Here is a 22,697-nt window from a genome sequence, read left to right as displayed (position 1 = left end):
AAATAATCAGCAGACTTCTTTTCCTTTCCTTACAACTTTACGTTTCTGTCTGGCAAAATTTTTCCTTTGGAAGATTCTTCAGTTCTTTTTTCAGATCCTTTCGGATACTCCAATGCCATAGAAATTCACCCAGAAATAACACTTTATGAACCCGATCTTCAAAAAACAATGCCTTTATCAATCTTCGGAGCGAATAAATTTTTCCGCTTGCATATATATGTTCAAGCTGCAGTTCATAGGGTGACATATTTCTAGGCCAATGCACAGTGTTTCCGTTATATTTACTCCAGTTCTTATGCAACAGCCTGTCTTTGTTTCTTTCATAAGCTGGGGTTCCCGGAATAAAATACATACATTGAATCAACACACCCTGGATGTGATTTCTTATTACAAAATCAGCCAGTTCTTTTCCGCAGCCCTTCTTTTGATTATCTGATCCAAGAATAAACAACCCTCTGACACTTAAACCATGTTTCTGCATATTCCGAATGGACTCCTCAATCTCTGCAACCGTACTTTTTTTATGATATGTGGAAAACGATTGATCATCTACAAATTCAATTCCCATATCAAGCTCAAAAAAGCCTGCCTGTTTCAGTAAATCAAGCATTTCATCATCAAATCCCACTTCATAACGAGCCTGTACATTGAATCGATACTTTATTCCACTGTCAATTATTGCATGGAGAACATCCATTGCCCACTGCCGATCTGCAAAAAAATTGTCATCTGTAATCCAAAGATCCTTTATCAGTCTGAATTTATTTTTGTGAAAAAAATCTATGGAATACTTAATATCTTCCACAACATTCTCCGGAGACCTGGTTCGCACATTTCTTCCAAAATGCCTTACCAGTGCACAATAATCACATTGATATGGACATCCTCTTGATGCATGTACCTGTGGCCATATAGTAAGGTGCCCTGTCATCTTCTTATAATTATGAATCAGGCTTCTATCTGCTACGATATCCAGATTAACAGGCGGAATCGGCATACCTGTTGTCTTTTGCTCGCCCCTCTCCAGCCATGATATTCCAGGAAAATCCGGTTTTCTCCCTTCACAAATAGCATGAATCAAAGGAAGGATTGTTTCGTCCCCCTCTCCAAGCATCACATAATCGCAATAGTTTACTGCTTCTTCAGCATTCATGGAAGGGTGCAGCCCTCCAAGAACGATTGTTGCATTTGTGTGATTCTTAAAATATTTTGCCAATTCATATCCTCTTATCGCCGCATATGTGAAAAAACCGATAAATATAATATTGGCATCAAGAACATCTTTCATATTGATTTTTGAAATAGCTTCACTATACATATAGGTATCCGGATATTCTCTTTTTACAATAGTCGCCAGCGTATTCAATCCTACCGATGGTGTCCTGATATATCTGTCATATACAAAATAATTTAAAATTGTCCTGCGGTAAGGTCTGTTACCAGGCTCAATAAAACGTATCTTCATCTTCTATCCTTTCATAAGAAATAATATATCGGATTTCACCTGCAATCCAGTCAAAATATTTTTTGTAGATTCAGTTTGAGATGTATAAATAATAATTATGATAATATTTCCTTTGTTATCTATTAAGAAAATTTAAATTCGTCTATCAGTTAAGCACACCGACTTACTGAAATTTAGCGTTCAAAATCTAGCATAACGAGCTTCTTTCCGTTTGGCAACGGGTACTCGTCCGTTTTTAACGGCCTGAATCCGATTTCGTTCATTGCCTTGATAAGAGCTTTTTCCTCCATCTGGTGATGTACTACATCCAGACCATCAAAGGCATGAAGATATGGTGAGTCAGAAACCCAAGTTTCTTCGTCTGTATTTATCTGAATAATACAGGACACATATTTAGCTCCGGATTTCAAAACACCTTTCTTAAACGCCTCGTATCCGACATATTCAATGAACAGATTTGCGATAACCAGTTCCGCCTCCGGCAGTTTGTCTGATTCGCCAATAATATCAATCCTGCGGCATTCGAGAATGTCCCCCACATCAGAATATCGTTCTTTTACCGTAGCAAGATACTCTTCGTTAATATCAATCCCGTAAATTTTCTTATACTTTCCTTGATTCACATGTTCCAGACCGTTTCCACCTGCAATTCCAAATACCATAGCAGTTGTTACCGGATAAGCCGCAAACTGTTTCTTCATCATTTCATTCATCGCCTGAAGCTATTTTACAGAGTCAAGGCTCATGTGATTTTCATAATCAGACAGGCTGATTTCTTCCCATGGATTCATAATTAAATCACCCCCTACAAATTCTTATTTGTCAATTTCTTCTTACAGGAAATCAAAATAATTGTAACACAATTTCACCTTTCCTTCCAATTTTAACTTTTCCATCTTTTTAATAGTATCATCATAACTGTTTAAAATAGCAGCCATCATTTTTTCAAACTTTTCTTCTCTATCACCCATCTTTTCTTTTCGCCAGATCATAGTTTTCACCAATCATCCGCCTGATATCCTTTTTTGGAACAGCTCCATCTAAAATGTAAAATGATTGAATTCCAATGTGCCTTATTCATATGGTACGCAGGGACTACGGATGAGAAAGCATTGCGTCAGAATTCTCTCCACTCCGGATCACACTTCACATTAATCCATACAAACTCATCTTTATCATAAATGAATGCGAATGTCTTTTTATTTTTTTTATGGCGCATGACACACCAATTATCATCATAAAAGGATAATCTTCATAAACATCTTTAAATGAATGGCAATAATCTTTGGTTTAGCAATGCATCTGTCTGGCTGAAAATTATTCCATATAGATCCATAGCCATCTCCAAAGGAATGACCATTCATACTCATATAACCGAGATTTTTTCTTTCATTTACATAAGTTAGATTTCCCTGAGAATCTGCATCAATAAGAAGGACTTGATTCCTTTTTACTCTGTTTTACATCGCCGAACTCAGGTAACAACAAGAGCGAACCTCAATGTTAGCAGGAAGTTCATTTTTATTGGTTTTTAAAACACTATTTTTGATTAGCTGTCAGCTAACAGAAATCACTTCAAGTTAGCTGGAAATTCGTTCCCAACCTGCTTTTTTCTTATTTGATGAAAACAAAAAAGCGGTTCATGACATAGCATTTTCTGCTAATCACTACCGCTTTGTTTGCAACCGTCCCCTGCTGGAATCGAACCCACAGCTAGCGATTAGGAGAGCTCTGTGGTTCTGTTAATCCCTGTCAAGAACTGATATATTTAGCCCTTTATTATCAAGGACTTTTTTTATTTTCGAATCAAATTCTGGTAATCTGAATACCCTTTCTGTCAAGACCAGATAAGACCTGAAAATTAGCAGATTCTTTGCAGCTGCTAACATCCGGGGAAAGCTCTGTTGTTACTGACAGATATCATCTTCCGGCTACCATCCCCTTACAAGCGGGAATGATAAACAATATTCAATTGACCAGATTTCTATTATTACTATACACCGTTATTGAAAATTTGTCTATGGTGTTTCGACCACGACAGCCGATTTAAATACGAACATATCCAGTTGCCGGCCCGGCACCTACTTTTGCGATATATCCACTTTTAACCAGTTCCGTCAGGGTCCTTTCTACAGTTACCTTGCTTATATCCGGACATAACTCCATGATTTCTTTTTTGGTAATTTTTCCTACCTTATTATCAATCACTGCCTTTATACGATCCGGCTTTGAAAGGCTTCTGTTTTTCAGGTGCTCTACACGCCCCTCAAACTCACTGTATGCTTTCAGTATAATTCCCAGATAATATTTTACAAATGACTCATAACTGTTTTCATTTTCGTGCCATCCATTGGAACTTTCCTGTAATGCCTCATAATAAGTTTCTTTTGTCTTTTCAATCAGCATTTCAACACTGACATACTTTCCGACAATATAGCCGGCTTTATAAAACAAAAGAAGTGTTAACAGGCGGCTCATTCGCCCATTTCCATCATTAAATGGATGGATACACAGAAAGTCAAGAATAAACATAGGGATAAGAATCAACTTATCTATTCGATCTGCTTCCCATGCTTCCAGAAAATTTGTACAAAGTTCATTCATAGCTTCTGGAGTCTGAAATGCCGGCACCGGGATAAAACGCGCTTTTTGATGACCTTCTGCATCTGTTTCTGCAATTACATTATCCGAATTTTTATAATTTCCACCAGCATTTCCTCCGGAATATGAGTATAAATCCCGATGCAATTGTAAAATAATATTGGGTCTCGGATTAATATACTCATAACTTTCATGGATAGTGGCAAGAACTTCCCGGTATCCGGATATTTCCTGTTCAGACCGGTCACGCGGTTCGGCTTTCTGTCTTACTAATTCTTCCAAACGTTTGTCGGTAGTATAAATACCTTCAATCCTGTTAGAAGCCCCTGTACTTTGAATCAAAGCAACTTCCAGCAGAGTTTTCAATTCGTCTATATTGGCTTCAAGGAACAATTCCTGCTTACCTTTATGCTCATGAATGCTTCCGACCATCTGAACAATTTCAGGTTTTAGCAATTGCTCCGGAGTTTTTATATAATCAAAACTTCTCATCGAAATCTCCTTCATTTTAATATTATCTCCATCATTTTACCATCAAATGACGGTGATATCAATTAGCATGATGGAGATATATTTTTAACATTCCTTTTAACGAAACCCGTTTTTTCACTAAAATTACACTATTTTTCACTTCATTGTCTTCGCCAGTGACGTAAGAAGTGCTGCCATCTCAGGATTATTAAGGACCTTTGTAAGCAGCTCTGCATCCACGCCTTCCGGAACCGCTACCGTGTTTTGTGCTGTATTCGGATGCATCTGCGGATCCAGATCTTTTTTCTCATAAAATGCCTCTTCAAATAATTCTGCATTTTTCTTCCGGTCGTCATCCAGGATGTGGGAATATACATCCGTAACCATGCTGACCTGAGCATGTCCGGAGTCGCCCTGAACTGCCTTGATATCTCCACCATTCAGTTTCAGCTTATAGGTAACACTGCTGTGTCTGAGACTGTGGAAAACAACCGGTGGGAGATCATAGTCTTTAATCAACTGATTTAATGGCTTCCGGATCGCGCCATCCCCCAAAGGAAGACCAAACGTACTTGCCATGACCAGGTTATAGTCCATGTATTCATCTCCAAGAACTTCCTTTGTCTCATCCTGTTTTTCTTTCCACTCGATCAGCATCTTTGCGACAGACTTTGGAAGGAAAACCTTTCGGACACTGCTGTCTGTCTTCGGTGTTTTCAAAACACGGACTGTTTTATTGGTCTTGCTTTTTTCCGGAAATATCAGCAGCACATCTTTTGCATCCAACTCTTTTAAAGCGGATTTGCTCACTCGCTGGGATTCCTTATTAATAAACAGATATGCCCGGTTTTCCTCAATTGCTTCCTCCGAGATGTCCACACAATCCCAGGTAAGCCCCAGAAGCTCACTGATCCGGAGAGAGCAGGAGAAGGAAAGATTCATTGCCAGCTTTAGCCGATCATCCTCACATACTTCCAGTGCGTACATCAGAGTTTCTGCAGTCCAAATCTCACGTTTCTTTGTTTTATGTTTTGGTACGGTCGCATAGATACAAGGATTCTTCTCCATCAGTTCCCATTTGACAGCCTGTTTAAAACAGCTTCGGAGGAGTTTATGGATATCTCTGATGGTACTGGTAGATACATATTCATTCTTTCTTTTCCCAATCATAGGATTGACCACAGCCGGAGCTTTCAACAATCTTTGATAATATTTTTCAATAAAACGGGTATTGATCTCCGACAGTTTTTCATCCCCGATGATCGGAAGGATATAATTATTTATGAGAGAAACATTTCCATCATACGTAGATAATGCCCAGTTGTCCTTCCCATACAGGGCAACATATTCTGCCAGAAGATCCTTCATGGTTTTACACTGCGGGATTATCATGGATCCCATTTCTTCTTTATATTCAATTTCTTTCTTGCGTTTCTTTGCCTCTGCCTTTGTAGCATAAGTTTCCCATTTCTGCTTCCGTTTCCCGTCTGCATCAGTATAGGAATAGATTACATTAAATTTTCCATTTCGTTCTCTGATCGATGCCATAATTTAACAGCCCCTTTCTGTATTTCTCTTTTCCAGCCACGCTTCAAATTCTTTTCGTTTGATCCGAACATGGTTCCTTATTTTTACAACCGGAAAATATCCTTTTGTGTACCAGACATTTATCATGGACCGGCTGACCTTTGCCATAAAGGCTGCTTCATCTATAGTAAGATACTGCAGATTGCCATTCCTTCCTCGTTCCCCGGTCTGTGCCAGTTTCTTTCTCCGATAATTCGCCAGTGCCACATTTTCTTCCATTGCCAGTTCTTCATAATCGTTCGCCGGATCCAGATGATATTCATCCTGCCCTTCCAGAAACTTCTGAAAGCTTTCTTTCGTGATTCTTTTTCGATCAGCGATCGTGACGAGCTCAAAGAAATGCTGATACTTTTGACTATTCAGGATGCCATATACCTGATTTCTGGTGATTCCCAGCTGTCTGGCCATTTCCGGCATAGTGAGAGTAGCGGCCTCCATTTCCGCATCCCTCTTTTTATCCTCCTTCGTGCGGTATCTGGACTGTCCGTCATACCATTTCTGAAATGCAGCTTTTGGTACACGTTTCCAGTAGTCCACAATCACAACCTCAATCTTATTCTGCTTGATCAGGTCATAAATGACACCATCCGTAAGCTCCAGCATTTCTGCAAGTTCCGGAACAGAATAAGACCATTCTTTCAATTCCTTTCCCGGTTCTTCTCCGTTGACTTTATGATATTTAATCTGATTCGCATACCACTTTTCAAAACTCTCAATATTGACCCGCATCTTTCCGGCAATCTCTTTGGTCTCAAAAAAGTTTTTATGTACCAGCCAATACCGATCCGTCTTTTTAAGTCCCAGGAGCTCGCCCATCTCAGAAACACTCATCCATTTCTTTTTCGCAGAAGACAGCCTCTTGTATGGGCTGTTTGCTTTCACTTCCTTTATCAGTTCTTCGTATTCCTTGGTATTCATTTTTCCCTTCTCATCCATGAAGCTTTCCTCCTTCTTCCCATACCATACCGCACTTTTTCAAAAAAATTTAGGATGTCGATTTTTCATCCGGATAGGAGATTAGTTGGAAGATTCCGGCAACTTATCCAGCCAGTCATCAAAGCTTTTTTTGGAAATACGGTACTTTCCGCCATCCAGCTGGATCCACCGGAACTCATTTTTCTTCAGAAGGTTATATATTGTCGGTCTGCTGACTCCAAGAATTTCCTGTAACTCTTTTACTGTATAACATCTTTTCTCTGACATATGTCATTACCTCACATTTCATTATTTTGGAGGCGGCATTCCAAATACTCCCGCAAGTGACGGGGCATTTGGCTCTCGCGGCAGTCGCCAAATGGACATGCAAGCATGTCCGCTTGGCTCGTTGCTCGCGGATATAAATGTCCCTCTATATATCCAAAGTTTCAGAGGGGCTTATACAACATGTTTTAGTAAAAAAATGTCAAGATGAGAAAAAGGGCAAAAAGAAACCTCCGTATGAATTGAATCATACGAAGGATCAATATACTTATCATCATCAATTATCCTGAATGGGATATATTACAAAATGGAAAACTAACTGCTATTATTTCCAATCCTAATATAATTACATGATTGGATATCTTTTCAATCGGATTAAACAGAAGGAGTAATGCTAGCGTGATTCGTACGAAAAATTCTATCATTGGTATAACACAATTATTATTTCTACAAAAGAACTGCCTAATTGCCGCATTCAATGATTTAGATGCCTTTCTTATACCGATAATTGCCCAAGTAATTCCTAATGCCTCCAACGAACTGGAGCCTTTCAGTAGAAATGCAATCCCCATAATAAACATCATAATACTATATGCTAATTCGTCTGCCTGCTTTTCAAAGAACTTTTTTTCCTTAAAATAGCTTACTACCATCAGCGTGCCTACAAGTACCATAGCACTTCCTAATAAATAAGGCAACAGAAGAGTTACTCTATCAGAAAACAAAATACAGATTAATCCTAGAGATGGAAACAATATACTCTTGACTTTTAATATTCTATTCATTTTTCTCATTTCTCTCCTGTTCTTTTATTCATATAGTGTTTCAAGACAACAGTTCCGGCAGCAACCAAAATTCTTAATAATAATACCATGATAAACTCTATTGAAAACGGATTGCTCAACTTAGTTCCAAGCAAAGTAGTAGTAACAATACTGAGCAAAGAACCGCTTATTCCTGCTGTCAGATAAGTGGTGAATTTCACTCCACAAGCGCCAAAATACAGGCTGACAATGTCACCTGGCAAAAATCCAACAATTCTGGTTATAAAGCATACAAAAAAAGCATTTTCATTCTGATATCCTGCCAATTGTTGAACCTTGGGATATCTAGTCCCAATATACTGTATAATATCCTCACCGCTGTATCTTCCGATCCAATAAGGAATTGTAATGGTTGTCGCCAATCCAACCATACTTACCATCACAGCTATAAATGGTGTAAACAGAACTCCACTGCTCAAATATAAAATCGACAATGGAAACATAATTGTAAGGCTTTTGAGAGCAAAGAACAAAACTAAAACACACGCAGCCAAAATCATATTTTCAGGTGTATACCTCAATATCGTTTTTACAGACAAAGGTTCTTCTGATTTTCTTACAATCACAAAAAGAATCAATGTCATCAGAATAATTGCTGCTAAAGGAGTGAGTTTCTTTAGCTTTATTTCTGACTTTTTCTCACTCTTTTGTTTTTTTTCTTTGTTTCTGATTTTCATCCAACTTTTCTCATTCATAATTATAATCACAAGATATTTCTTATATCTATTCGTCTATTATATTTCCATTTACTTCATCAAACACATCCTTCATTTCAAGAGCATATTTTTTACCTATTTTACTCAATCGGTATAATATAATAATGTCAATAATGCCATTTAAAATGAAGATAATTCCTGCCATTAATGCAGCGGCTGAAACTGTATCCGGTGAAAAGAACATCATACTAATTCCAGCCAGAATAATAATACATGATAGAATAACATATGATGTACAGCGCACATGAAATATGTCTTTCATACAAACAGCCGTCTCCATACAGATTACTCCATTGATTATGATGAAAATACTAAACACGTAAGAAAACAACACTATTGTAATTCCAGCATGTGTAATGATAAAGATTCCCAAAATACATTTCAAAATGCCTTCAAATAACAATCCCTGCATAAAATAAGTATTCAACCGAAATTTTAAATCATAGAACAAATCAAAAATCCCACTGCACAAAATCATAATACCTGCAATCACTGCAATCACTTTAAATGAATCATAGGGCTTTATTATGAATAAAACTCCAAGCAATACCGTCATGATTGCATTTATCCACATATCCAGCTTTATTTTTTTCAACGTTTTCATATTTTACTCCTCCCAGTTTTAGTAAACTCTCACATTCATCAATAATATTTACTATTTCTGCTTTTTATAGCAAATGTCGAAACGGAATAATTAAAATGCGCAGGATTCCATAAAAAATCCTTTTTCCTACACTCTGTTCTATTATTTGATAATTTTCTCCATCAATAATCGTTCCGTCCGGAGCAACTTGTCTACTTTTCAGTTTCAACTTCTCTGTATGTCCACGGAGAGTTTCATTAAGTTCCTTGCATTCTATAAACAGCATCATTTCTGTATCAAGATACACACTCCTCATATCAAGATTGCAGGATCCTACTATACTGAGCGTATCTCCTGCCAATACAGTCTTTGTATGTAATGCCTGGGTTCCAACATATTCATACACATAACTTCCTGTTTGCCTCACAGCTTTCTTCTGATTCAAATAATCCGTACATCCGAAAGGATTGGCACCACTTTCTACCGCATTGATTATCAACTCTGTCTTCACACTTTTCGAACATATTGCTTTCAAATCACCATACATTTTCTGATTGCATATAACATAAGGGGTTTGTATCACAATGTTGTCCGCTTCTTTCATCTTATTTACCATCCTGTCCCAAACCTGTGGCTGTTTATTATACGGATCTAAAGGGTTGGTGCAAAGTTCAATACTTTCTGTCTCAATCGTTTCTTCAAACCAATCGATTTCACAAAAAGCTTCTGGATATTTTTCTCTGACTTCCTGATAGTGTTCTCTTAATCTGCCATTAATTCCTTCATGTTTTCCAGACATTCTACAGCAGGAAAGATTCCATATATTTTTGAAATAATCTTGAATCTGATTGTAAGAATTACCCTCACCCGGAACCGTTTCATAGACCAGAATATCCCTATCCTCATTATATGAGTCGATATAATTACCAAGAAATAAATCATCTGTGTTTCTTCCGCCAAGGATATATGCAAAATCATCTGCAATCAAATATTTGTCATGCATTCTGTAATTATTTTTCCACGGTTTTATCAGCGTAATAGGATTGTATAGCTTAACCTCCACATTTTCATGCGACGTAAGTTCCCGAAAATTTCTACTTCCTCTCAAATATAATGTTCCATTTATGCCATCAACTAATATCTGAACCTTTACACCTCTATCTGCAGCATTTAATAGTGCAGCCATCATATCCTGACCACTGTTATCGTCACGAAAATCAAAAGTTGCAAGCACGATATTTTCTTTTGCCGATTCGATTAAACGGAGCCGCCACACCAACGCATCCACATTATTTTCTATATTTAATATCCTCTCCTGTCCAGCCATATTTAACGCCCTTTCACACTCTCTGTTTTCTTCATCAGCTCGTTTGTGATACAGCGGCGGGATCACCAGACATACTATCAAATAAAAGAACCATATTCTCAAAATACCTTTTATCATCTTTCCGAATTTTTTCATTATTCTACACCATTGTATCCTTCGACATTTTATGCTACGATATAAAAAAACAAAAAGCGAGTTGATATATATGAACCATACAAAATCTGCCATCATAGATGCTTTCTGGCAGTTGTTGGAAGAACGTCCCTACACCAAGATTACTGTAAGGGATATCGTAGAACTCTGCCAAGTCAATCGAAACACCTTTTACTATCATTTTCATGACATTCCTGAGCTTCTGGAAACTACGATAAAATCTGATGTAGATCAAATCATCCAGACTAACGGACATTTTGGTTCACCGACGGATTGCTTGATTCCAATTGTTGAGCGTTGCTTAAAACGTAAAAAAGCCATGCTCCATATATACCGTTCTGTGAAACGAGATATATTCCAAAGCGAATTAGAAAGAATCATACTCTACACAGTAACTCAATATGTACATACTGTTACCAAAGATTTGAATATTCCTTCTGAAGATAAAACTATCCTAATACAGTACTATAAATGTTGCCTTCTTGGATACACATTAGATTGGCTGGACAAAAACATGAACTTTGACCTTTTGAAGTCAGTTACTCGTATTACTGATTTGATTGGAGATTCTTTGAAGCAGGCATTTCTTGAATTGTCCGAATCTTCAAGGACATAATACCCGATTAGATTGAGCACCGCTTCAACTTGACGGTGCTCTTTACATTAGTGGGGCAAATATTCTCAAGATTTCCTGAAATACCCTTATTGGCAACCTTTCTATACACTCTTCTAATGTAATCTGCGTGCACTCATTCAATGTATCAAAATAATCTTTTTTAATTTGTAATACTGCCTTACTGTTATACATCCATACTCCACATTCGAAATGCAGATAGAGGCTTCTAAAATCTAAATTCGTTGTTCCTACAGTCGCTATCTGGTCATCGGAAACAAATATTTTAGAATGCATAAATCTTTTTGAATATTCATATATTTTCACACCACCATATATCAATTCCCTGTAAAATGATCGTGTAGTCAAATGAATCAAGGCCTTGTCATAAATATGAGGAGTGATAATCCGCACATCTACACCGCTTTTAGCCGCTAAGCACAATGCAGATACCATGCTGTCATCGACAATCAAATATGGCGTACAGATATAATACTTGTACTCGTCTCAAGAGCAATGCTCTAAACCATGAACGCTTCATTTGATTCCCCACTTATTCTAAATTCTTATTTTTCTACTTATCCCCATACCGAAAGCCCCTGGTCCTACATGACAGCTGATACTGAAAGTCAGCGGATCGTATTTAACATCTTCCCAAGGAAACATCTCTTGGGCCATTTCCATCCATTCCTGATGTTCTTCTTTTTTTCCGAAGCTCCCTGCGACGCCAACATATATCTCATCACTATTTTTAAGAAATTCATCTGCAATTGTATTCATTTCCATAAGCAGACGCTTTTTACAGCTTTTTGTTCCACGAACTTTTGCATAGGCATCTAAACGTTCTCCAGCAATTACGAGCAGTGGTTTTATACTTAATAATGTGCCCATGGCAGCTCCCGCCGGAGTAACACGTCCTCCCTTTTTCAAATATTCTAAGGTTTCCACGCCTACATAGATAATGGATTCATAAGCAGTTTGTTCTAAAGCTTCTTTTATTTCTTTTGCAGAACACCCTTTTTCTTTCAGCACCAGTGCATCCAACACAGACTGCCTCTGGGTAACAGAAATACGATGATTATCAACCACCTGTACTTTTTCTTCATAATCCTGCGCCAGGGCCTGAGCTGTCTGATAGGATCCACTGAGTCCACTGGACATTGGAATATATACAATTTCATCATATTCAGATAATAGCAGCTTATCCCACATGTCTGTCACTTCTGCCGGCGAAGGCTGTGAACTAAAAACTTCTCTGTTTTCCTCAAGGCATTGATAAAACTCCTCATGAATTAAATCAATGCCTTCATAATATGTTTTCCCTTCCAGAATCACCGGCATTGGAATGACATGGACACCTAGAATCTTTCCTTCTTGTTCAAAGATCCCACTGTTGCTGTCTGTTACAATCGCAACGTTCATCTCATAATCCTCCTGTGCCATTTTTATACTATTACAAATATTTCTTTAATTCATTGGCTTTATCCAACCTTTCCCATGGAAGATCCACATCTTCCCTTCCAAAATGTCCATAAGCAGCTGTCTGTCTGTAAATAGGTCTTCTTAAAGTCAATTCTTTGATAATACCAGCTGGGCGAAAATCAAAGTTCTCTCTTACAATCTCCGTAATTCTCTCATCTGAAAGTTTTCCTGTTCCAAACGTGTCCACCATAATTGAGGTGGGCTGTGCTACACCAATAGCATAGGAAAGCTGCACCTCACATTTTTCAGCCAACCCTGACGCTACAATGTTTTTTGCCGCATAACGGGCAGCATATGATGCAGAACGGTCCACCTTGGTACAATCCTTTCCCGAAAAAGCTCCGCCACCATGCCGCGCATATCCTCCATATGTATCTACAATAATCTTACGGCCTGTCAATCCACTGTCTCCATGCGGTCCACCTATTACAAAACGGCCTGTTGGATTGATATAGAATTTTGTATTCTCGTCCACCATTTCACCAGGCAGGATTTCATCAAACACATATTTTTTAATATCCAACTGAATCTGTTCCTGTGTTATGTCTGGATCATGCTGTGTAGAAAGCACTACGGCATCCAGTCTGAATGGTTTGTCCTTTTCATCATACTCTACAGTTACCTGGGTTTTTCCATCTGGTCTCAAATATGGAAGTATTCCATCTTTTCGTACTTTTGTCAGCTGCAAGGCCAGCTTATGTGCAAGCTCAATGGGATAGGGCATATACGTCTTAGTCTCATTCGTCGCATATCCAAACATCATTCCCTGATCCCCTGCTCCGATAGCTTCAATCTCTTCATCTGACAAATTATGTTCTTTTGCCTCGAGAGCCCTATCCACACCCATTGCTATATCTGCCGACTGTTCATCAATGGCTGTCAACACACCACAGGTTTCTGCATCAAAACCATACTCTGCATTTGTATATCCAATTTCCCTGATTGTATCTCGAACCACCTTCTGGATATCTACATATGCATTGGAAGTAATTTCTCCCATTACCATAACAAGACCTGTAGTCGTTATCGTCTCACACGCCACCCGACTCATAGGATCCTGCTTCAATAATTCATCCAGCACGGCATCTGAAATAGCATCACACATTTTATCTGGATGCCCTTCTGTGACAGACTCTGATGTAAAAAATCGTTTACTTTTGTTCATTTTTTATTTCCTTTCATTTATTTCGATTACCTGAATAAATACTTCAATGTTCAAATTTATAGTTTTTCTTTAATCTGCAATTTTCTTTTTCGCCCTGTTCTCTTTCCAAAGTTCATCTGCAACCGGCTTCCAATTCTTCGCATACTGGTCACATTTTGCACAAAGATGTTCTGCCGTTTCTGGAGATTGAAGATCTGTTGAGTGAGCACCTGATTTTTCAACCATTGCACGAAGCTTGTCAGGATTTTCCAGCATAGGACACGGACGAAGCATATTTTCATTAAATGGCTGATTATCATGGTAAGCCATCATCATCGGTGACTGCAGTGCTTCCAGAAGCGTCTTTTCCCGAATATTAGAATCTGAATAATGGATAAATACGCATGGATCGATATCACCGTTAGCATTTATATGTAAGTAGCGATGACCACCGGCGATACATCCGCCAACATATTCTGCATCATTCTGAAAATCCAGTGCAAACAATGGCTTTGTGGCACGATAACGACGGATTTTCTCATAAACTCCGGTACGCTGCTGCGGTGTAGGCATCAACTCTGGAACGGCATCGTTTCCTACCGGCATATAATGGAAATACCATACAAAATAGGCACCCATTTCAATCAATGTATCATAGAATTCCTCTGATGTAATTGAATCATAATTAGCGCTGGTATAGCAGCAAGAGATTCCATAAATCAGTTTCTTTCTTCTGAGAAGTTCCATTGCTTTACGTACTTTCTGATATACACCAGTTCCACGTCGTCCATCAGTTGCCTCTTCAAATCCTTCCAGAGAAATGGCTGGTACAAAATTACCTACACGGAGCATTTCATCCGCAAATTCTTCGTCAATTAATGTGGAATTTGTAAAGCAGAGGAATACGCAATCCGAATGCTTTTCACAGATCCGAATCAAGTCTTTTTTACGAACCAGTGGCTCGCCGCCAGTGTAAATATAAAAATAAACGCCCAATTCTTTTCCCTGGCAGATAATATCATCAATCTCATCATAAGTAAGATTTAATTTGTGTCCATATTCCGCTGCCCAACAACCCGTACAGTGCAGATTACAGGCCGATGTGGGATCCAGAAGGATAGCCCATGGAATATTACAGTTATACTTCTTTCTCAGTTCTTCTTCCTTCTTCCAGCCAACCAGACTGGCATTAATAAAAAGATTCACGGCAAGTGTCTTAGTCACATTGGGATCTACCTCTTCAAAAAGACGGCGGATATAGCTATAATAAGGATGTTCCGGATCTGTAATTGCTTCCCGAATTATTTTTCTCTGAGAAATAAATTCACCATCAGCAAATTTATCCGCCCAGTCCATCATCTTCGGCATATGCTTATCCGGGTCCTTGTAAATATAATTGAATGTCTGCTCAATTCCCAGTTTCTTTAAAGTATTTGATGCGTTCATAATAGAGTTCCTCCTAAGATTTTATATTTGTTAATAATAAATTTTACTTAAACATGCTATTCTTCCCAGTCAGTATCTTCCTCGTTCTTTTCCTGTCCTTGGATTTGTTTTGCAATCTTCACCGTCTCCTTGACCGTGAGATGGTTCATGAGACCTTCTGCAAAGAAACCGCATCCAATAATGACATGACTGATTTGACTTTCTTGAAAAGGCTTTATTATAATTAAGATACCAAAAGCAGCTACAATGATGGAAAGTGTCAATATCCATTTCCATATTTCAAGTCCAAATACTTTTGCGTCTTTTGCAGTCTGAACTTTTAATACAGCATCAAGCAAAATCAACAATCCAAGTCCTGGTGAAAGATATGAACGGATACGCAAATTGCATCCAAGCACTATCACACCAAGCACTATCAGGAATATTCCACAAGCCAGATCATATTGGAAAGCCAGATCATACAAATCATCTGAAAGATATCCAATAATCTTAACAATTCCATAAGCAACTAAGATGATGCCCCCTGTGATACATAGCACCAGTGGGGATATAGATGGTATTGTCATACATACGATTCCAGCTATATAGAAAATAATTGAAATCAAAACATACCCATCTCTTGCCATACGAATCTTTTTCAATATTTTCACCTCCATTCTCTTTTTCTTGCCTAAATTCTACATACTATTTCATTCTTCTTCTATGGGCAAACGTCTTCTATATATCCAAAAACTAGGCAATCTTAACATGTTTGTCTGGATTCATTCAAAGTCCAAGATCAATAAAAGCTTCCCATTGCCGACATAAATGTCGACAACGGAAAGCTTTTGCTTATTTGTTTATCATGGAAAAGAATATGATTATTTCAATTTTTTCAAACTCAAATAACATGATATTCTTTCAGCAGTTTTTCCACATCTGTGTTTTTGATAAAGTCTAAAGCCTTTTTAACAGCAATCTTTTCCTTGATTCCCAGCTTCATCTGAGTCAGTGGTTCTCCATCACGCAATTTGACAGTCGCATTCAAAAGATCTCTCACATCATATGTGCTGCACCAAACCTCCGGAACTCCACGGTCTACATTAAGCAAGGTATAAACAGCTTCCATACCGGTACGCATGGAATACTCTGTTGTAAAAATAGTATCCCTTGCGGTCTCGGCAAACTGGCCAATAAATGCAAAGTTTACTGCTCCATCAGGCACAACTTTTGGACGATCCGTATCATTACGAGGCATGAAAAAGGCATCAATATAAGGCATCATAACTGGAACTGTGTTTGCACTGTTCTCAGCCAGTTCTTCGATCTCGTTTTCCGGCACACCAATATGGTACAGCCATTCCATACAGATCTCTTTTCCTGTACAATCTCTCATTGGCTTTTTGACATAGTCACCAGGTCTGTCATTAAAGAGCGCATATACCCAAACGAGACAATGGTCTTTTGGCTGGGAACGGAACTGTGGCTGACGGTTAATCGTCCAACTCAAAAGCCAGCTGGAATCTTTTACAGATACAATACCGCCGGTGACCACTTTACCAGTAAACGGATCTCGTTTACAGATATTTGTGATATATGGAATAATTCTTTGATCAAGTGTCTCCACAGTGGCACTCATCCAGTTGCACAGCTCACTGTCATAACAGAATTTATCCGGATTTCCAAAGTCAGGGCTTTGGGCGGCAATACGTCTCCACATATCCCATCCGCCACCTGGCTTAATTTCCGGATTATATGGAGCCGGCGTATTCTGGGATCCCATTGCAGAGTTTTCCACACATCCACCATTTGTGATGAACACAAGATCATCCTCTGTGAGGTCTACGAAACGTGTTTCACCTTCCGCCTCAAGTTCAATACGGGTAGCCTGCTTTCTGTTGGATGTAACATCAAACTCAACATTTACAACCTTTGTATTATAGTGGAATACGACACCGGCATTTTCCAGATATTTTACCATCGGAAGGATCATACTCTCATACTGATTATATTTTGTAAAGCGCAGAGCGGTGAAATCAGGAAGCCCTCCAATATGGTGAATATACCGCTTAATGTAACGCTTCATTTCCAGTGCGCTGTGCCAGTTTTCAAACGCAAACATCGTCCGCCAGTACAGCCAGAAGTTTGAATCAAATACTTCATCGTCAAAATATTCATCAATACGTTTATCATACAATTCTTCATCCGGCGTGAAAAACAGCCTCATGATCTCCATCTGTGCTTTGTCTGAAACTGCAAATTTCTTATCTGTATGTGCATCCTGTCCCCGGTTGACAGTAGCACGGCAAAGGGAGTAATTCGGATCTTCTTTATTGAGCCAATAATACTCATCCAGTACACTGACTCCCTCGGTTTCAATAGATGGGATAGAATGGAACAAATCCCACATAACTTCAAAATGGTTATCCATTTCACGTCCGCCACGCATTACATAACCTACACCCGGATACTCAAACCCATCACAGGCACCACCAGGAATCGGATCTTTTTCAAAAATGTGTATACGTTCACCTTTCATCTGACCATCACGGACAAGGTAACATGCGGCTGAAAGTGCTGCCAGCCCTGTACCAATAATATAAGCTGACTTGTGATCTACTCCTTCTGGTTTCTTCGGATGAGCAAAAGCTTCATAGTTTCCACTTGAATAATACATAATCATACCTCCTGAATTTCAATTCGTTATATATGTTTTTCAATTACATCCTCAATATACATTGTATGATAATTACTCTCAATCAACAGAATAGCCCCATCATCGAATTCTTCGATGACAGGGCTATATTGTTGTTTTTTTCGACAAACTCCATCATTTGTTGATATTATCATATGGCTTATCAATCCGGCATTTTTCAAGCATACGAATGATATCTCCCTCTATTAAATTACTCAGTCTGAAAATCATCTTTTCCGGTGATGGTTTCATGTCCTGCCGTATCCAGTCCAGCATCATACCTACAAAAGCATACTTGTAAAAATCGGCAATAAATTTTTTATCCTCCTCCCTGACACTCATGCCTTGTGCACATTCTTCAACAACGTTAATAATCAATTGATAAACAACCCTGTACAGATATTGAATAATCTGTTCCTGACTCACATGACGGTAAACATTAAGTATAAAAGGCTTGTTTTCTTCTACGGCTTGAAAAATATACAGAAATCCCTGTTCCCATGTATCATATGTAGTATTTCCATTTGCTGCTATGCGGGAATCCTCCTCACAGGACCATTCAATGAGGTCATAAATATCTTTGAAATGATAATAAAAAGTTGCACGGTTGACACCGCAGTCTTCTGTAATATCACTAATTGTAATTTTGGTAACCGGTTTTTTCAGTAACATCTTTTTAAGAGATGCCTCTAATGCTCTTTTTGTAATATCCGACACTTATCAATCCCTCCTATTCTGTATATCATTCCATTCGTTTGAAAAATATTATACCAAACTCGCATATTTTCCACAATGAACAAAAAATAAATCAAATTACAAATGACAAATCAGCCAATGCCTGATATCGTCATAAACGTCTTCTTTGTCTGTCTCATTGATCAATTCATGTCTGTCATTTTTATAAAGTTTTATCGAAATATCCTTAATTCCTGCTTTTTTGTAGATTTCATAAACATTTTTAACTGCTTTTCCATAATTACCAACAGGGTCTTCTTCTCCTGCAATCAAAAATACAGAAAGGTTCTTCGGTATTTTTGCAATATTATTTGAATTCTGTATGAATGACAGCACGTCCAATAAAGTACGGTATCCATTTATCGTGAAGGAATATGTACAATACTTATCTGTGTTATATCTATCAACAATAGTTTCATCCTTTGTAAGCCAATCATTTGATGTCCTGACGTTTGGAATATGATTATTAAATTTGCTGAAAAACATATTTTTCAGCATCTTGGATCTATAGCGGTCTCCCTTAAAGAATTTAGTCAGCGATACCATTATTTTACCAGCTTTCAGTACACTTCCAGACTGGTTGCCTGTTCCGGAAATAATCACTCCATCCAACTCATTTCCATATGTCATTATATAGCGCCTTGCCATAAATGACCCCATACTGTGTCCAAACAAGAAGTAAGGAACATTAGGGTAATTTTTCTTTGCAAAACGGGTTACTTCATATAAATCTGCAACGACAGTTTCACTCATGTTGCTTGGACAAAAATACCCCAAATCGTCATCTATTTTTGCCGTTTCTCCATGACCAAGATGGTCATTCCCAATTACAAGAATACCATATTGGTTTAAGTACCTTGCAAATTCATCATAGCGTTTTATGTATTCAATCATTCCATGAGAAATCTGAACAATTCCAATTACTGTAATATTGGGTTCCCAAATAACAACATGCAACTGATTCTTTCCATCTGAGGATGGTATATATAATTCCTTCATTATACTGCCTCCTTGTTTCTTATCTCTAGAAATATACTTTTAAATTTCCTATGCATTATTTCAAGTACCCTCTATTTCAGCATATCAGATATCCTCCCAACGACAATAGGCAAACACCTTTGCAATGCCCAAGAACAGGTACTCCAACAAAGTAGCTCTAATAAGTAAACTTTTTAATACATGAATTTTCATTGTAACAAATTGATCCACTCCGTTTCTAATTCCGCAAAGCCAAAATTTTGACTATTTCAACAAAATCATATTTCTACCATAGCGAGGTTTTTTCATTTCCATGTTGTATAAGGGGCTCTCTTTTCCCATATAAGTGAGAGGTTCTTTTTCTAAGAGCAAGATCCACCCGTGTTTAACAGTAGTGCCATTTTGGCAACTGTTACACTTACGGGTTTTCATCTTGATGGGGATTCCGTTTCCCCATGCCCTCGTTTTTGACATCACAGATGTCTTTTGGCTTCCACTGAAAAAGTGGTCGCAGCAACAATAGTACAAATGGAAGGGACAGCCATTTATATCTATGTTGGCATCACAATGTGATGAAAGATTCCGTTGGAAGGGAGGAATATGGAGAGAAAAAATAAAAGAAAAGAAGTTACACATCCACATTTTGTAGCTGTACGACTTACTGATGCAGAGATGGCTCTTTTAGACCAGGGAGCATCTATGCTTGGGATTTCCAGATCAGAGTATCTAAGAAAATTACTTCTTGAAAAGGAAATTACAAACACGATCGAGGTAATAGCTGACATGGATGAACTTCGGAAGCTGGTCAGTGAATACGGAAAAATCGGATCGAATCTCAATCAGATTGCAAGGTATTTTAACACCGGCGGAGAATGGTCTGAGGAAATAAAGGATGAAATCCGGCAATGTATTTCCGAACTGTTCTCTTTGAGAAAAGAAGTATTACGAATGGCAGGTGAATTACATGGCCATAATCAAACACATTAAAAGCAGAAATGCGAACTATTCTGATGCTCTGGAATATTTGCTTTTTCAACACAATGAAAAAACAGGAAAACCGGTTCTGGATGATTCCGGCAGAAAGATCCTGCGGGAAGAATTTTATATGGATGGACTAAACTGTGATCCGATGTCTTTTGACAAAGAGTGCGAGAAGACTAATCAGTTTTTTCACAAAAATCAGAAAAGAGGAGATATCAAAAGCCATCATTACATCATCAGTTTTGATCCGGCAGATACAACAGAATGTGGACTTAACGGCGAAAAAGCCCAGGCTCTTTGTCTGGAATTTGCCCGCAAAAACTTTCCCGGCTATCAGGCATTGGTAGTCACTCATACGGATGGACACAATGGCTCCGGTAATATTCATACCCATATCGTCATCAACAGTGTCCGCAAATATGCGGTTGAACGACAAAACTACATGGACAAGCCTCATGAGCAGGAAGCCGGTTATAAGCATCGGTCCACAAACAAATTATTGAATCATCTGAAACAGGAAGTCATGGATATGTGCAACCAGGAAGGACTGCATCAGGTAGATCTGCTTTCTCCGGCTTCCACAAAAATGACCAGAGGAGAATACTGGGCAAAGGCGCATGGGCAGGATGAACTGGATAAAGTGAATGAGAAAATCCGTGCTGCCGGACTGAAACCGACTTCCACCGTATTCCAGACACAAAAACAGTTTCTGCGGGATGCGATTGATGAATGTTCTAAGATATCCAGAAGTTTTGATGAATTCCAGTCACTGCTTTTGGACAGGTACAATATTTCTGTCATCGAGAAAAGAGAAAGTTACCGTTACCTTCATCCGGACAGAGACAGACGAATCTCTGCAGAATCTCTGGGTGCCAACTATGGAAAAGACTTTCTGGAACAGGTATTTCAGAATCATGAAAACAGGAAAGATCTTTCTCACGAAAGGACGCGCAAATCGGAGAGTGCTTCAAAAGCCGATTATCATACAAATCCATTTTTCATCTTTTACATAAAATCAGAGCTTCGTCTCGTGACAGATCTCCAGACAAATGTAAAGGCTATGCAGAATCAGGCTTATGCTCAGAAGGTAAAAATCGGCAATCTCCAACAAATGGCAAATACCCTGATTTTTATCCAGGATCATGGTTATGACACCAGAGATGATCTGGAAAAGCAGGCCTCAGATATTCAGGAAAAAATGGAAGATGCTCAGGATCAGCTTTCTGAACTCACTTCCAAAATGAAAACGCTGAACTCACAGATCCACTACACCGGTCAGTATTTTGCTTCCAAATCAGTGTATGCAGAATTTCTAAAATCACGAAATAAAAAGAAATTCCGGCAAGAGCATTCTTCAGAAATCAGATCCTATGAGGAAGCCCGCGACTGGTTAAAAGCGTTCTATCCTGACGGAAAGATGTTGTCAATGAAGACACTGAAATCTCAGAAATCAGAATTAAAGGAATCTATTGATGCCCAGAAATCGGTTGTAAAACGCTCGATATTCAATCTCTTTCGCTCTTTTCTTTGCCTCTGCCTTCGTGTCATATGTTTCCCATTTCTGTCTGCGTTTTCCCTCACTGTCATTGTAATGATAGATCACACAAAACTTGTTTCCCCGTTTTTTAATTGATGCCATGTATTATTTCGCCTCCATATTCTCTCTGTAATTTAACCAGTCTTCAAATTCTGCTCTGGGTATCACTGGAATTTGTCA

At 38.4% G+C, this 22,697-nt stretch carries 23 protein-coding genes and 1 pseudogene; 3 read left to right on the top strand and 21 right to left on the bottom strand.

Annotated features, from left to right (window positions below):
• Positions 1-37: 37 nt before the first annotated feature.
• The 12 genes and pseudogenes from BHF70_RS01635 to BHF70_RS01585 form a co-directional block, all read right to left on the bottom strand.
• Complete coding sequence (locus tag BHF70_RS01635; protein WP_075758619.1) at positions 38-1,465, bottom strand: B12-binding domain-containing radical SAM protein; 1,428 nt, start codon at positions 1,463-1,465, stop codon at positions 38-40.
• A 173-nt stretch (positions 1,466-1,638) separates the two neighbouring features.
• Entirely contained in the window at positions 1,639-2,169 is a 531-nt protein-coding gene (locus tag BHF70_RS01630; protein ID WP_330390808.1) for a class I SAM-dependent methyltransferase, read from the bottom strand.
• A gap of 129 nt (positions 2,170-2,298) precedes the next feature.
• Complete coding sequence (locus BHF70_RS12415) at positions 2,299-2,457, bottom strand: hypothetical protein (RefSeq protein WP_158024867.1); 159 nt, start codon at positions 2,455-2,457, stop codon at positions 2,299-2,301.
• A pseudogene (locus BHF70_RS12995) lies at positions 2,429-2,734 on the bottom strand (MmcQ/YjbR family DNA-binding protein); the annotation flags it as partial. The pseudogene BHF70_RS12995 and the gene BHF70_RS12415, both read right to left, overlap by 29 nt.
• 777 nt (positions 2,735-3,511) lie before the next feature.
• A complete protein-coding gene (locus BHF70_RS01620; RefSeq protein WP_075758618.1) occupies positions 3,512-4,573 on the bottom strand; it encodes a Fic family protein in 1,062 nt (353 codons plus the stop codon).
• A 120-nt stretch (positions 4,574-4,693) separates the two neighbouring features.
• On the bottom strand, positions 4,694-6,085 hold the full coding sequence (locus tag BHF70_RS01615; protein WP_075758617.1) for a tyrosine-type recombinase/integrase: 1,392 nt from the start codon (positions 6,083-6,085) through the stop codon (positions 4,694-4,696).
• 3 nt (positions 6,086-6,088) lie between these two features.
• Entirely contained in the window at positions 6,089-7,060 is a 972-nt protein-coding gene (locus tag BHF70_RS01610) for a helix-turn-helix domain-containing protein (RefSeq protein ID WP_075758616.1), read from the bottom strand.
• A gap of 81 nt (positions 7,061-7,141) precedes the next feature.
• The gene (locus BHF70_RS01605) at positions 7,142-7,327 is read right to left on the bottom strand and encodes a helix-turn-helix domain-containing protein (protein WP_075671598.1); all 186 of its coding nucleotides are present in this window, start codon (positions 7,325-7,327) and stop codon (positions 7,142-7,144) included.
• 278 nt (positions 7,328-7,605) lie between these two features.
• Positions 7,606-8,109 (bottom strand): DUF308 domain-containing protein, encoded by a 504-nt coding sequence (locus tag BHF70_RS01600; protein WP_158024866.1) that lies wholly within the window; start codon positions 8,107-8,109, stop codon positions 7,606-7,608.
• A 5-nt stretch (positions 8,110-8,114) separates the two neighbouring features.
• Positions 8,115-8,825 (bottom strand): TVP38/TMEM64 family protein, encoded by a 711-nt coding sequence (locus BHF70_RS01595; RefSeq protein WP_075758614.1) that lies wholly within the window; start codon positions 8,823-8,825, stop codon positions 8,115-8,117.
• A gap of 46 nt (positions 8,826-8,871) precedes the next feature.
• Positions 8,872-9,468 carry an HdeD family acid-resistance protein gene (locus BHF70_RS01590; RefSeq protein WP_075758613.1) on the bottom strand — a complete coding sequence of 199 codons (597 nt, stop codon included), beginning with the start codon at positions 9,466-9,468 and terminating at the stop codon, positions 8,872-8,874.
• Between the two features lie 64 nt (positions 9,469-9,532).
• Entirely contained in the window at positions 9,533-10,909 is a 1,377-nt protein-coding gene (locus BHF70_RS01585) for a phospholipase D-like domain-containing protein (protein WP_075758612.1), read from the bottom strand.
• Positions 10,910-10,979: 70 nt separating this feature from the next.
• Here BHF70_RS01585 and BHF70_RS01580 point away from each other — a divergent pair, with 70 nt between their 5' ends.
• Positions 10,980-11,543 carry a TetR/AcrR family transcriptional regulator gene (locus tag BHF70_RS01580; protein ID WP_075758611.1) on the top strand — a complete coding sequence of 188 codons (564 nt, stop codon included), beginning with the start codon at positions 10,980-10,982 and terminating at the stop codon, positions 11,541-11,543.
• A 42-nt stretch (positions 11,544-11,585) separates the two neighbouring features.
• Here BHF70_RS01580 and BHF70_RS12990 read toward each other — a convergent pair whose 3' ends face one another.
• From BHF70_RS12990 to BHF70_RS01540, 9 genes are all read right to left on the bottom strand, one after another.
• Positions 11,586-11,996: a phospholipase D-like domain-containing protein gene (locus BHF70_RS12990; protein WP_083638228.1), complete on the bottom strand. Its 411-nt coding sequence runs from the start codon at positions 11,994-11,996 to the stop codon at positions 11,586-11,588.
• A gap of 102 nt (positions 11,997-12,098) precedes the next feature.
• On the bottom strand, positions 12,099-12,962 hold the full coding sequence (locus BHF70_RS01570) for a DegV family protein (RefSeq protein WP_075758609.1): 864 nt from the start codon (positions 12,960-12,962) through the stop codon (positions 12,099-12,101).
• 31 nt (positions 12,963-12,993) lie between these two features.
• Positions 12,994-14,187, bottom strand: a complete 1,194-nt coding sequence (gene metK / locus BHF70_RS01565) for a methionine adenosyltransferase (RefSeq protein ID WP_075758608.1) — start codon at positions 14,185-14,187, stop codon at positions 12,994-12,996.
• Between the two features lie 69 nt (positions 14,188-14,256).
• Positions 14,257-15,612, bottom strand: coding sequence for a radical SAM protein (locus tag BHF70_RS01560; RefSeq protein ID WP_075758607.1), 1,356 nt, complete (start codon positions 15,610-15,612; stop codon positions 14,257-14,259).
• A gap of 56 nt (positions 15,613-15,668) precedes the next feature.
• Complete coding sequence (locus BHF70_RS01555; protein WP_158024865.1) at positions 15,669-16,253, bottom strand: DUF308 domain-containing protein; 585 nt, start codon at positions 16,251-16,253, stop codon at positions 15,669-15,671.
• Between the two features lie 239 nt (positions 16,254-16,492).
• On the bottom strand, positions 16,493-18,268 hold the full coding sequence (locus tag BHF70_RS01550) for an oleate hydratase (protein ID WP_075758606.1): 1,776 nt from the start codon (positions 18,266-18,268) through the stop codon (positions 16,493-16,495).
• Between the two features lie 26 nt (positions 18,269-18,294).
• The gene (locus BHF70_RS12410; RefSeq protein WP_158024864.1) at positions 18,295-18,441 is read right to left on the bottom strand and encodes a hypothetical protein; all 147 of its coding nucleotides are present in this window, start codon (positions 18,439-18,441) and stop codon (positions 18,295-18,297) included.
• Positions 18,422-19,003, bottom strand: a complete 582-nt coding sequence (locus tag BHF70_RS01545) for a TetR/AcrR family transcriptional regulator (RefSeq protein ID WP_075758605.1) — start codon at positions 19,001-19,003, stop codon at positions 18,422-18,424. The genes BHF70_RS12410 and BHF70_RS01545 overlap by 20 nt, the downstream gene beginning before the upstream one ends.
• A gap of 96 nt (positions 19,004-19,099) precedes the next feature.
• A complete protein-coding gene (locus tag BHF70_RS01540) occupies positions 19,100-20,020 on the bottom strand; it encodes an alpha/beta fold hydrolase (RefSeq protein ID WP_075758604.1) in 921 nt (306 codons plus the stop codon).
• Between the two features lie 579 nt (positions 20,021-20,599).
• On the opposite strand from BHF70_RS01540, the gene BHF70_RS01530 reads away from it, so the two are divergent.
• Positions 20,600-20,986 carry a plasmid mobilization protein gene (locus BHF70_RS01530; RefSeq protein ID WP_075758602.1) on the top strand — a complete coding sequence of 129 codons (387 nt, stop codon included), beginning with the start codon at positions 20,600-20,602 and terminating at the stop codon, positions 20,984-20,986.
• Positions 20,964-22,613 carry a relaxase/mobilization nuclease domain-containing protein gene (locus BHF70_RS13075; protein ID WP_075758601.1) on the top strand — a complete coding sequence of 550 codons (1,650 nt, stop codon included), beginning with the start codon at positions 20,964-20,966 and terminating at the stop codon, positions 22,611-22,613. Before BHF70_RS01530 ends, BHF70_RS13075 begins: the two co-directional genes overlap by 23 nt.
• Positions 22,614-22,697 lie beyond the last annotated feature (84 nt).

The organism is Anaerostipes sp. 494a, from assembly GCF_001940315.1.
GTDB lineage: Bacteria > Bacillota > Clostridia > Lachnospirales > Lachnospiraceae > Anaerostipes > Anaerostipes faecalis.
The sequence above is the reverse complement of the archived record's forward strand: the minus strand, read 5'-3'. Positions and strand labels throughout refer to the sequence as shown.